We start from the raw sequence: 12,513 nt of genomic DNA on the forward strand, positions 1-12,513 counted from the left end.
TGCGCCCCCGGAGACGACGTTCGACGTCAGAACTCGTCGATCACCGGGATCCCCTCGGTCCCGAAGTCGGTCATCGCGGACAGCTTGTCGTTCACGTCGTCCAGCGTCACCGTCTCGCTGACGACGGCGCTGGGATCGAGGTTGTCGCGGGCGACCATCCGGAAGATCTCGTCGTAGCGCGTCGGCGGCAGCCCCAGCGAGCCGACGAACTCGATCTCCTGCATCACCATCGCGTCGGTGGGGAGGCCGACCATCCCCTCCTCCTCGGCGGTGGTGAGGCCGATCTGGACGTGCGTCCCCCGCGTGCCGAGGCTGCGCACCGAGTTGCGGCACGTCTCGGCGATGCCGAGCGCGTCGACGGAGACGTGACAGCCGCCGCCCGCGAGCGCCTGCACCGCCCCCGGCACGTCGTCGGTGTCGCCGGCGTTGACCGTCTCGGCGGCGCCCAGCTCCTCGGCCGTCGAGAGCTTCTGGTCGTCGAGGTCGACGGCGACGACGTTCGCGCCGAGGGCGTCGGCGACGTGGACCGCCGAGAGGCCGACCCCGCCGACGCCGTGGACGGCGACCCAGTCGCCCGCCTCGATGGGCGCCCGGTGGGCCAGCCCGTGGAAGGCCGTCATGAAGCGGCAGCCCAGCCCCGCCATGTCGACGGAGCCCACGCCGTCGGGGAGGTGGACGAGGTTGTGGTCGGCCGCGGGCACGTGGACCAGCTCGGCGAACGCGCCGGGAACCGGCTCGACGAACCCCAGCGGCATCGGGTTCTCGCAGGTGTTCCCGTGGCCGGTCCGGCACTGCATGCACGTGCCGTCGCCGAGGTTGAACGGCACCGCGACGTGGTCGCCCTCGGCGAAGGTCGTCACGTCCTCGCCGACGGCGGCGACGCGCCCCGCCGGCTCGTGGCCGAGGATCTGGCCCGGCTGGGGCTGGATGCCCAGCCAGTCCCAGTCGCCCTGCCAGCCGTGCCAGTCCGACCGACAGATCCCGCACGCCTCGACCTCGACGACCACGCCCTTCGGGTCGGGTTCCGGGTCGTCGACCTCGGTTACGTCGAGCGGTTCCCCGTGCTCCCGTAGGACTGCTGCTCGCATGACGGCTGATCGTTGGTAACAATTGACATAGTTGTTCCTGCCCGATCGGACCGATACTGACCTGGCTGCCGACAGCGACGCGGATCAGTCGACCCCCGCGATCTCGAACCGGGCGCCGCCGTCGTCGCTCTCGGTCACCGTCACGTCCCAGCCGTGGGCGTCGGCGATCTGCGTGACGATCGTGAGTCCGAACCCGGTCCCGTCATCCGCCGTCGAGTAGCCGTGATCGAGGACCCGCTCGCGGTCGGCCGGCGTGATCCCCGGGCCGTCGTCCGCGACGAAGAAGCCCGACCCGTCGGCCAACTCGCCGACCCGGATGGCGACGTCGTCGCCGCCGTGTTCGATCGCGTTGCGAAAGAGGTTCTCGAACAGCTGCTGGAGCCGGGTGCCGTCGGCGGTGATCCGGCGGTCGATCTCCACGGTCAGCGTCGCGTCCGCGGTCGCGACGAACGACCAGCAGTCGCTCGCCGCCTCGCCCACGTCGACGGCCTCCGTCTCGTCGATCGACTCGCCCTCCCGGGCCAACACCAGCAGGTCCTCGATCAGCGTCTCCATCCGGTCGAGGGCGTCCCGACACCGATCGTAGTGGTCGGGGTCTCCGGTCTCCTCCGCGAGATCCAGATACCCCTGGACGACGCTGAGCGGGTTCCGAAGGTCGTGTGAAACGACCTTTGCGAACTCCTCCAACTGGTCGCGCTGCCGTTGAATGCGTTCGGTCGCCTGCTTCTGAAACAGTTCGTAGCTCACCCACTCGGCCATCAACTCCACGAACGTCGACTCCGCGTCGCTGAAGGGGCGCTCGCGCGGCTCGGTATCGGCGAAACAGAACGTCCCGTAGATCTCGTCGTCGACGATCACCTTGGCCCCGATGTACGACTCCAGCCCGAACTGCTGGTAGGCGGAGTCTTCCTCCCAGCCCTCGACTTCGGCGTGTTGGACGGTGAGCGAGTCGTCGTGCGACAGCGTCCGTCGGCAGTACGTCTTGTCGAGTGGACACGACTCCCCCGGCTGTAACAGCGGGTGGTCGCCGACGGCGTTGACGATGACCTGCTCGTCGTCGGAGATCTCCGTGAGGAACCCGGCTTGAACCCCCAGATACGCCCGACCGAGTTCCAGCAGGTCGGACACCTTCGTGTCGAACGACCGCTCGTAGTCGGCGGTGATGCGGTACATCCGCCGGACCGCCCCCAGATCGGAGATGTCCTCTCGGTCGGATAGCTCGGTCATTGTGCGTGGCTACCGTCACGCGATGGATAACTGTTGGCGGTGGTCGCTCCAGTATCGTCGGCTGTGTTCGGATCTCGGGTGACGATCCGCAGATCGTCGACGGAAAGGCGAGCGGTCTCGTGTCTGTCCTCCTCTTCGCGACAGCTACCCGTCGACGGCTCCCCCGGTGGGTGTCCGGACGGGTCCGTCGCCGTGGAGCGCCAACCGCACGGCGACGGCGATGCCGACGAACAGGAACACGTCGCCCAGCGGCGCCAGTAGCGGACCCGAGGGCGCCCAGAGGTCGAGCGGGCGGGCCGAGGCAACGAACGCGGGCACGAGCACCGTCGCGGACTGCACGCCCACGATGACGGCGATCCCCTTGCCGAGATCGCGGGCGGCGACGCGCGGCCCGGCGACGAACAGCACCGCGAGGAGGAACGACGCCTCCGACAGCCACTCGACCGGGAACTGCGACGGCGGGATCCCCACGTTCCGGGCCCACGCCCCCGTGACCGTGACCGAAACCGATCCGCCGGCGCCCGCGCGTGTGGCCGCTCGGAGCAGGTCCCCGAGGCCGTTCGCCGCCACCAGACCGCCGGCACCGACGAGCGCCGCCAGCCCCGCCGCGACGAGGCCCCGCTTGACAGACAGCCCCGGGCCGAGGGATTTCTTCGGGAGGTTGGCGAACAGCGGGTGTCGGTCGGCGCCTTCGGCAGCCGCGGCGAGTCGTTCGTAGCCGCCGTGGTAGGCGAGCCACACGGCGACCGCGATCGCGAGGAGGCTCACGACCGTCGACAGCGGGACGACGAGCACGAGGGGGCCGACCGAGCCCGGGAACCCGGTCGCCAGCGTCGTCCCGACGGTGACCAGAAGGTCGACCCCGTAGACGAGGGCGGCCCCGCCGGCGACGACGCGGGGGGTCGGCCGAGCGACCACGCCGACGACGGCCAGCAGGAACGGGGCGAACGTCACGGTGGCTACGGCCGCCTGGATCAGGAGGGCGCCGAGGATCGCGACGGGGTCGCCGGCGGGGGTTCCGCTCCGCGAGGACAGCCGGAGCCACCCGAACGCGACGAACGCGAACGCGACCAGCGCTGCGGAACCGAGCGCGGCGGGAAGGGCGCTGCGAGCGTCGAGGTCGTCGTGGAGGGACATCGCTCACACGTCAGACAGAACCCGAATAAACCTTCTGTCGACTCGTCCGTGTCGTCGTCGCTGACGCCGCCGTCGACACCGCCGGTGACGCCGCCATCGTCACCACCGCCACCACCGCCACCACCGCCACCATCGCCGCCGCACCCCTTATCAGCCGTGCACGACTATTCCGGCCGATGGCACCGACGACAGGGGACGGACGCGACCACGATCCGGACGCGACGCCAGCGTTCTCCGTCGAGGGACTCTCCAAGCGCTTCGGCTCCGGGGAGGACGCCGTCCGCGCCGTCGACGACGTCTCTTTTTCGGTCGACCGGGGGTCGGTCGTCGGACTGCTCGGCCCCAACGGCGCCGGGAAGACGACGCTGATCAAGTCGGTCCTCGGGACCGTCATTCCCGACGAGGGCACCGTCCGCGTGCTCGGCCGCGACGCCGCCGACGGGCGACGGGCCGCCTACGCTGACGTGGACGCGATGCTGGAGGGTGCCCGGAACGACTACTGGCGTTTGACCGTCCGGGAGAACCTCCGCTACTTCGCGACCATCGGCGGCGTCGCCCCCGACTCGGTCGCCGGCAGGCACGAGCGACTGCTCGACCGGCTCGACCTGGCCGACAGGGCGGACACGCCGGTCCGGGAGCTGTCGCGGGGGATGAAACAGAAGGTGTCGCTGGCGAGCGTGCTCGCGGGCGGGGCGAAGCTGGTGTTCCTCGACGAGCCGACGCTCGGGCTCGACGTGGAGGGGTCGCGGACGCTGCGGCGGGAGATCCGCCGGCTCGCCGAGGAGGAGGACCTCACGGTCGTCGTGAGCAGCCACGACATGCGCGTCATCGAGGACGTCTGCGACCGCGTGGTCGTCATGTCCGAGGGGTCGATCGTCGCCGACGACGCCGTCGAGCGGCTGCTCGGCGCCGTCGACGACTACCGCGTGCGGGTCGCGAGCGACGACCTCTCGCCGGCGACGGTCGCCGACCTGCGCGACCGGTTCGCCGTCGCCGACGCGGACGCGAGCGCGGAGCCGCCCACCCTGGAGGTCAACACCGACGGCGACGCGGTGTACGACCTCTTCGACGCGCTGCGCGCGGCCGACGTGACGCTCGACCGCGTCGACACCGTCGAGCCCAGTCTGGAGGACGTGTTCGTCCGACTGACCGATGCGAAGCCCGACGATTCGAGCGAGGTCGAACCGAACGGCGACCGCCCGCGCGAGCGACGGCGGGCGGGCGTCGCCGGCGACGGCGGAGGTGCGCAGTGACGACCGCCGACGCCGCGGACGGATCCTCGAACGGGCCCTCGAACGAGACATCCGCGGGCGCCGCCGTCGCCAGGGACGGCGCCTCGACCGGCGACGACCCGCGGCCGGCGACGTACCTCGATCTCGCGCGGGCGGTCCTCTACCGGGAGTTCCTGATCTTCGTCCGCTATCCGGCGAACGCGATCGGCGGCATCGTCGTCTCGCTCGTGTTCTTCGGGCTGTTGTTCTTCGGCGGGCGGCTCCTGGCGGGGCAGGCGCTCGCCGACTCGCTCTCGGGGATCGTCGTCGGCTACTTCCTGTGGACGCTCGCGGTCGGCGCGTACTCCTCGGTGTCCAACGACATCGGCAGCGAGGTCCAGTGGGGGACCCTGGAGCGGCACGTCACGACGCCGTTCGGGTTCGCCCCCGTGGCCCTGCTCAAGGGCGTCGCGAAGGTGGTTCGGACGTTCCTCACCTCCGCGGTGATCCTCGCGGTGATGCTCGTCGTGACCGACACGACGCTGGCGCTCGCGCCGGTGACGGTCGTCGTCGTCGCGGGGCTGGCGATCGTCTCCGTGCTCGGGTTGGGGTTCGCCGCCGGCGGGGTGACCGTGTTGTACAAGCGGGTCGGCAACTGGCTGAACCTCCTCCAGTTCGGCTTCGTCGTGCTCGTCTCCGCGCCGGTGCTCGACCAGCCGTGGCTGCGGGCGCTGCCGTTGGCCCACGGGAGCGCGATGCTCCAGCGGGCGATGGTCGACGGCGTCCGCCTGTGGGAGTTCCCGCTCGCGGACCTGGCGCTGCTCGTCGCCGTCGCCGTCGGCTACCTCGCGGCCGGCTACGTCGTCTTCCATTACGCGACCCGGCGGGCGCGGCGGCTCGGCGTGCTCGGCGACTACTGACGGCCGCCCTCGGCGCAACCCCTAACACGGTCGGGCCGATACGGGAGACACTGTGACCTTCGACCCGACAAACCAGGGGATCGACGCCGAGGAGGCCCACGAGCGCGTGACCGACGCGATCGCCGACAACGAGGTGGTGCTGTTCATGAAGGGCGACGCGCGAATGCCACAGTGTGGCTACTCGAAGCGCGCGATCGGACTGATCGGCCAGTACCGCGACGACGTGGCGACGGTGAACACGCTCGAGAACCTCGACGCCTTCCGCGAGGCGTTGGAGGCCGAGAGCGGCTGGGAGACCATCCCGCAGACGTTCGTCGACGGCGAGTTCGTCGGCGGCAGCGACATCCTCGCGGAGCTGGAGGAGCGCGGCGAGCTCGCCGAGACGCTCGACGCCGACGGTGCGGCCGCGGGCGACGCCGACGCGGGCGTCGCCGACACCGCGGCCGACGTGTCCGACGGACCGGACGCGCCGTTCTAACTCGGGTACGTTCTGGACTCGGCGCTCTCTGTTTTCTCGCGAACTCGGCTTGTCCAGCGCGGACCTCCCACGCGCTTCCGTGAACTGCTCGTTTGCTACTCGCGTCGCGGTTCGCCCGCGAGTTCGACGGGCTGTCGAGGCCCGCATCACGTTTCGGCGGTCATTGACCGGTGCACGAAGTAGTACCAAAAATCTGGTTGGTATATTATATTATATGTATTCAAACATACTAATGGCGGTTCGATTCTCACAGCGGTCCGGCCGAGGTCGGAGCCCTGATCGACCGACTGCCGCCGCGAGATTCCGGGCGTGATCGATCGGGGTCACAGCGTATCGGGCGGTCGTGTTCCTCACGAAGTTCTGTAGACGCTGTGGCGCCTCTGGTGTACTGGTCGCTGCTGGCCGGAAATCCGGGAACGCGTTCGTTTCGGTTCGACAGTGGCACGCAGTCAGGATCGCCGGCTCCTGATCGCGGGGGAGGCACGCCACCGTGACCGAGACTGCGTTGCGAGCGGGCTGTGGGTCGGTCGTCTACTACGGTTCCGAACAGCGTTCCGTGAGCGCCTGCGAGAAATCATCATATTCCAATGTATTCTCTAAAATTGATGGTTCTGTCGAACCGAGCCGACTTCGAACGTCGCCGACTCGTCTCGTTTCCGACCTCCTCCACACCACCGGGTCGATCCGATCGATGTCGTGTGACAGTTCGTGGTCTCCAGTGCAGTCACCTACGTCACACAGCTTATAGCTGTTTGGGGAATTGCGTCCGATCCGATCGCGAATGGTCCTGGTGGCCCCCGACCTCGAGGACAGGTACCGCCGTCTCGGGACGTGGCCGGGACGACATCGACGGCTCCTTGCGGGTCGCGTCGCGCGAAGGTCAACTCATATATGCCTCTACTCCGTTGCAGCAACGCGTGCGCAGTAGTGACCTATCCTCTCGGGAGCCAGTTACCCCCGAGGGCGCCGGTTCGAGGGCTGACGGACGTGACCGACTCCGGTCCGTTCGGGAGGAACGACGGCATGACTGAGTCCGATCTGAGCGGCCATCAGAAGGAGCGGAAGATCGTTCGTGTCATGCGAACGTACGATCTGGACCACTTGGAGGTCCAGCTCGTCAACCGGTGGACCGGTACCGGCGAGGAGCAGTTCACGATCCGGGAACTCGCTCGGTGGTTCAACGTGCGGGTGGTCGAGCGTGCGATGGAGGACCACGATGTCAGCTTCGACGGGTTGGTCCCGGACCCGGAGACGGTGTACGACGCGATCGACGCCGACGACCCGGACGAACACCAGGAGCGCGTGCTCGAGGCGCTCAGGGACAGTGGCTTTCCCGTCGACGACCTCGCCGAGGACCTCCCCCACTGGCGGTCCGTCTACGCCTGGCTCACCGAGGACAAGGAGGTCGAGGGCGGGAACACGCGCGAGCCGCTGACTCCCCAGCGCGGGCAAGAACGGATCGACAAGCTCCTCTCTCGCGTCGAACGGGTGAGCGACTCGACGCTCTCCCAGCTCGCTCGGAACCGGGAGGGGGAGGTTCCGGACGCGGAGGTATCCGTTCGACTCCGTGTGAAGTGTTCCGAGTGCGAGCACACGTGCGTTCACCGCGAGTGGATCCAGGCCGGTGGCTGTCCCAACTGTACGGATCCGGCGTGAGACCCGTCGTTCGGACCCGCCGTGCCGATTCGTAACGGTTCGTCCCGCGACCCACGCGGTCGGACGGGTCCGACTCGCCAGCCCGGACGGGAGCGGCGCTACGGTCTCGGGTACTCGACCGTGTTGACCGTTCCCGTGACGGAGTCGAGGTGCCGGGAGTGGGCCGGAAGGAGGGCCGCGACGAGGTAGTCGGTCCGCTCCTCGACGTAGTCCAGGAGTCGGGCGATCCGGGCGGAGTCGATCATCTCCACGGAGTCCAGGACGACCACCGGCGAGATGTCGCCGATGTCGTGGACGAGATAGCCGGTGAGGGCCGTGACCATCCCGACGACCTCGCGCTCGGATTCCGAGAGGGTGTCGACGGTGTCGCGCACCGTCTTCCCCCGGTCCGTCTCCCGGCTGACCCGGAGTCGGAACTCCTCGTCCAGCCGCTCGAGCCGGATCCCGTCGACGTTCTCGTATTCGAGGAGGTCGAGGACCTCGTCGACTCGGTCGTTGAACCTCGCCTCCAGCTCACGCTCCCGGTTCTCGATCTGGTTCTTGACCTCGTCCAGCTCCGTCGTCACCTCGTCGAGGGCTTCCTCGACCTCCGCCTGCGCGTCCACCGTCTCGGCGTTCGTCTCGATCCTGTCGGTGACCGCGTCGAGTTCCTCCCGCTTGTCACCGAGCGCGGACCGGGTTTCCCGCAGGTCGGCTTTGGCGTCGGTCAGCTCCTCGACCTCGTCACCCCCGCGTTCGGCCATCTGCTCTTCGATCTCGGCCAACGCCTCCTTCTTCTCCTCGACGGTGGCCCTCGCTTCCTCGACCTCCTCGCGCTTGGATTCGAGCCGCCGCTGGTCGGTTTCGATCTCCGCCTCCAGCGTCTCCCTCCGTGCGCGCTTCGACTCGTACCTGCTGATCTGGTCGACGACGACGCTGCGTCGGGACTCCAGGCGCTCGATCTCCTCGTCCAGTTCGTCCCGCTTCCCTTCGAGCTGGGTTCTCAGCGAGGAGAGCTGGACCCTGAGCCGCTCCAACTGATCGAGCCCGACCGTGCTCCCGCAGACGCTGCACTGCGTCCGTTCGTCCGTCTCGTCGCCGACCAACGAGGACTCGATGTCGATCCCCTCCCCCGGGGAGGGACCGTTCGCGAGTGGCCCGTCCGGGATCTCGCCGGCGTCGAGACCGAGCGATCCGACGATCGCCTCACCGGCGAGGTCTCCCGAGCGGAGTTCGTCGTGGGCATCGATAACGGCGTCCAGTTTGTCGATGTTCGTCCTGACCCGCGACCGCCTGTTCCGGAGCTCGCGGAGTTCGCCGGCGAGGTCGTCCCGTTCGGCTCGCGTCTCCTCGATGTCGATGTCGGGGACGGCCAGGTCGTCCAGGGACGCCCGGGCGGCGGACAGGCTGTTCTCGATGGATCGGAGCGTTCGCTTGCGACTTCGAAGGGTGCTCTCGGCCTCCGTCAGCTCCTCCTCGAGCTCGGCCACGACGTCGGACTCCTCCCCGGGATCCGAAACCCGCTTCTCGAGCTCCTCGACCCGCTCCGCGAGCCGATCGCGTTCGGCGGTCAGCTCCTCGATCTCGGTCTCCAGTCGGTTCCGGTCCGCCTCCAGTCCGACGAGCGTCCGTTTGGCTTCCTCGATGGTGTCGAGTTCGTCCCGGAGGGCGTCGCGCCGCTCCCTGAGTTCGGCCTCACGCTCGGCGAGCGCGTCACGGTCGACCGGTTGCAACAGGAGATCGTAGAGGTCGCCGCCCCGCTCGACGGTCCGTCGGATCTCGTTGTCCTCCAGGAGGAACGCGAATAGTTCCGCGGACCGAACGCGCTCCGTGTCGCTGAGGACCCCCGATCCGCTCCACACGTCCCGGCTCCCCTCCCTGCTGACGGTCCGCGTGTACGTTTCCCCGTCCATCTCGATCGTGACCTGCCCCTCGGCCGCCCCTCGACGGACCGTTCCCACGGACGAGCCCATCCCGGAGATGAGCGCCCGCAGGAAGGAACTCCTGTTCGTCGCGTTCTCGCCGACCAGCGCGTTCACGCCGTTCGTCAGGTCGACGGTCGTCTCACGGATCCCGCCGACGTCCGTCACCTCGACGGTGATCTGATCCGGAACGACTTGCGTTGACATACGTGTCCGCAACCGAGGGATCGACATACGTGTTTCTCACACGAGCGTATGTCTGTGTTACTACCTCGTTCGTGAACACTCCCGAAACACGGTGGGGGATGGGCGACGGTCACTGGGAGGGCGGCGGATGCAACGGGCCGAGCCGATGGACGGAACGTGTTCGCTGAGATCTCGGGGGCGCTCAACTGAACGTCGGGAAGTCGTCCTCCGTCTCGCCCATGTTCACGTTGACCTCGATAATGTTGGCGGTGTTGACCACCTGTTCGACGATCTCGTCGTGGTACTCGGGGTTCTGCATTCGCTGGACCGGTCCCGAGACGCTCACCGAGCCGAGGACGCGACCGTGTCGGTTGCGGATCGGGGCGCCGATCGCCTGCAATCCCTTGATCTCCTCTTGGTCGTTGAGTGCGTATCCTCGCTCGCGCACGGTCTCCAACTCGTCGAACAGCTCCTCGGGGTCGGTGATCGTCTCGTCGGTCTTCCCCGGGAGCCCGTACTGGTCGACGATCCACTCCACGCGTTCCCGCGGGAGATGGGCGAGTATCGCCTTCCCCGTGGCCGAGAAGTGGAGGTAGTCGGCCCGCTGGAGTTTGTTCACCTGGTAGCTGGTACCCACCGCCTTCTCGCCGCTTACCTTGTAGAGGTTCACGCTCAACCCGTGCTGTTCGGTCGCCAGGTGGGCGAACTCCCCGGTCTCCTCGGCGAGGGTGTCCAGATGCGACTTGCCGATCCGATACAGCGTGTTCTGATTTCGCACGTACTCCCCGACGAGCAGGAACTGCAGCGACAGCCGGTACGTGTCGTCCTCCTTCACGACGAACTTCTCCTCCCGGAGCGTACACAGGTAGTTGTACGCGACGCTCTTGGAGATGTCCAGGTGGTCCGCGAGTTCGGTGACGCCGGCGCCGTCGAGTTCCTTGAGCGCCCGCACGATCCCGAACGCACGCGACACCGTCTCCAGGGTCCGCGGCGACCCGGACGACGTGTCCTTGTTCATGGGTACCGATCAGGTCCGGACCACATAGTCGTTTGTATTTCACAAACCATCGGCCCCGGACGGACAACAGGAGTACCTCGTATCGGATGCTTCGCTCCGTGGATCGCCAGTCCCTCGCCGTTCACTCGGCGTTCGCTCGACGCCCGGCTCGTCCGGTACGCCGTACACACGGACCTCAGTCCCGCTCGCTCGGCTCTCCGAGTCGGTTCGTACAGCGAGAACGCCAGCGATCGCGAGGAACGACGTTCGGGTTACTCGGTGGAGAGGGATGCAACCGCGTGGGCCATGACGCGAGTCACCGTCGCACAGTCCTCCCAGTCGGTCCACTCGCGCGGGTTGTGCGAGACGCCGTCGACGGACGGCGCGAACAGCAGCGCCGCGTCCGTGACGGTGCCGATGTGCATCGTGTCGTGGCCCGCCCCGGAGTGGAGATCCATCGTCTCGACGTTCGCGGCGTCGCCGGCCTCCCGGAGCGTTCGTCTGAGTCGAGGGCTCATCTCGACGGGTCTGCGGTCCCACGCGTGGTCGAAGGTCGTCGTGACCGGCCGTTCTCGTTTCAACCGGGACAGGCTCTCGCGGGCGGCGGCCGTGATCGACTCGATCGAGTCGTAGCTCACGTCACGGACGTCGATCGTCAGGTCGACCGACCCGGGGATGACGTTCGGCGCGTTGGGCGAGACGTCCAGCTTGCCGACGGTCGCGACCGCCGTGTCGCGGACGCCGGGACGCTCGTCCGTCGCCGCCTCGACATCCAGCACGAGTTCGCTGGCCGCCGCCAACGCGTCCGAGCGTTCCTCCATCGACGTCGACCCGGCGTGGTTCGCCTCGCCGACGATCTCGACGTGACACCGAGTGAGCCCGACGATACTCGAGACGATCCCGACGGGAACGCCCGCGTCGACGAGCCGTTCGGACTGCTCGATGTGGATCTCGATCCACGCGTCCCACTCGGTCGCGTCGACGCGCCCGTCGCTCCGAAAGCCGATGTCCGCGAGCGCGTCGCCGAGCGGGACCTCGTTCCCGTCGCGGATCGCGAGCGCCTCCTCGACGGTGAGTTCGCCGACGGCGACCCCCGACCCGATGAGCCCGCCGCCGAATCGCTGCCCCTCCTCCTCGGTGAACGAGACGACCTCGATCGGGCGATCCGGTTCGATACCCTCCTCCTGAAGCGTCCGAATCGCTTCGAGCGCGGCGTACACGCCGAGGGGGCCGTCGAAGATGCCCCCCTCGGGGACCGAATCGAGGTGGCTTCCCATCGCGACCGCGTCGGCGTCGGGGTCGGCGCTCTCCGGGCACCAGCGACCGACGACGTTCCCGACTCCGTCGATCCGGACGGTCAAGCCGGCATCCCGAAGGCGCTCGCACAGGAACTCGCGAGCACGACGGTCGGCCGTCGTTCCCGTGAGCACCGTCCGCCCGTTCCCCTCCTCCGACGGTACCGCCCCGAACTCGGCCGTCGCCTCGAGGTCGCTCCGCAGGCGCTTGCGATTGACTTCCATGAGGTACTCTCTGAGTCTCGGGGCCCGCTATATTACTCTACGGTACCCGTCGGGACGACTGCTCGCGCTTCGGTATCGTCCTCGCGTGCGCCTCGACGACCGGAGCCGCCGACGGTCGGTCGATATCCGCACACGCCAGGCGACGGACAGTCGGTCTTCGATCGCGTCTCCGCAGACACGTCGAACGGCCGA

The 12,513-nt window shown here is 68.2% G+C and carries 9 protein-coding genes and 1 pseudogene; 4 read left to right on the top strand and 6 right to left on the bottom strand.

Annotation, left to right across the window (positions count from 1 at the left end; genetic code table 11):
• Nucleotides 1-26: 26 nt before the first annotated feature.
• From K6T50_RS11410 to K6T50_RS11420, 3 genes are all read right to left on the bottom strand, one after another.
• Nucleotides 27-1,088 (bottom strand): zinc-dependent alcohol dehydrogenase family protein, encoded by a 1,062-nt coding sequence (locus K6T50_RS11410; protein WP_222606715.1) that lies wholly within the window; start codon nucleotides 1,086-1,088, stop codon nucleotides 27-29.
• Nucleotides 1,089-1,172: 84 nt separating this feature from the next.
• On the bottom strand, nucleotides 1,173-2,315 hold the full coding sequence (locus K6T50_RS11415) for a GAF domain-containing sensor histidine kinase (RefSeq protein ID WP_222606716.1): 1,143 nt from the start codon (nucleotides 2,313-2,315) through the stop codon (nucleotides 1,173-1,175).
• 144 nt (nucleotides 2,316-2,459) lie between these two features.
• A complete protein-coding gene (locus tag K6T50_RS11420) occupies nucleotides 2,460-3,452 on the bottom strand; it encodes a hypothetical protein (protein ID WP_222606717.1) in 993 nt (330 codons plus the stop codon).
• A 176-nt stretch (nucleotides 3,453-3,628) separates the two neighbouring features.
• On the opposite strand from K6T50_RS11420, the gene K6T50_RS11425 reads away from it, so the two are divergent.
• The 4 genes and pseudogenes from K6T50_RS11425 (at nucleotide 3,629) to rdfA (ending at nucleotide 7,717) form a co-directional block, all read left to right on the top strand.
• A complete protein-coding gene (locus K6T50_RS11425) occupies nucleotides 3,629-4,705 on the top strand; it encodes an ABC transporter ATP-binding protein (protein WP_222606718.1) in 1,077 nt (358 codons plus the stop codon).
• Complete coding sequence (locus K6T50_RS11430) at nucleotides 4,702-5,583, top strand: ABC transporter permease (protein ID WP_222606719.1); 882 nt, start codon at nucleotides 4,702-4,704, stop codon at nucleotides 5,581-5,583. The genes K6T50_RS11425 and K6T50_RS11430 overlap by 4 nt, the downstream gene beginning before the upstream one ends.
• A 52-nt stretch (nucleotides 5,584-5,635) precedes the next feature.
• Nucleotides 5,636-5,974: pseudogene (locus K6T50_RS11435) on the top strand (glutaredoxin family protein); the annotation flags it as partial.
• A 1,110-nt stretch (nucleotides 5,975-7,084) separates the two neighbouring features.
• Nucleotides 7,085-7,717, top strand: a complete 633-nt coding sequence (gene rdfA / locus K6T50_RS11440; RefSeq protein WP_222606720.1) for a rod-determining factor RdfA — start codon at nucleotides 7,085-7,087, stop codon at nucleotides 7,715-7,717.
• A 98-nt stretch (nucleotides 7,718-7,815) separates the two neighbouring features.
• Here the strand turns inward: rdfA and K6T50_RS11445 are convergent, their stop codons facing one another.
• The 3 genes from K6T50_RS11445 to K6T50_RS11455 form a co-directional block, all read right to left on the bottom strand.
• A complete protein-coding gene (locus K6T50_RS11445; RefSeq protein WP_222606721.1) occupies nucleotides 7,816-9,825 on the bottom strand; it encodes an archaea-specific SMC-related protein in 2,010 nt (669 codons plus the stop codon).
• 181 nt (nucleotides 9,826-10,006) lie between these two features.
• A complete protein-coding gene (locus tag K6T50_RS11450) occupies nucleotides 10,007-10,822 on the bottom strand; it encodes an IclR family transcriptional regulator (protein ID WP_222606722.1) in 816 nt (271 codons plus the stop codon).
• A 251-nt stretch (nucleotides 10,823-11,073) separates the two neighbouring features.
• Entirely contained in the window at nucleotides 11,074-12,321 is a 1,248-nt protein-coding gene (locus K6T50_RS11455) for a Zn-dependent hydrolase (protein WP_222606723.1), read from the bottom strand.
• Nucleotides 12,322-12,513: the final 192 nt, after the last annotated feature.

It is taken from the genome of Halobaculum magnesiiphilum (assembly GCF_019823105.1).
GTDB classification, from domain to species: Archaea; Halobacteriota; Halobacteria; order Halobacteriales; family Haloferacaceae; genus Halobaculum; species Halobaculum magnesiiphilum.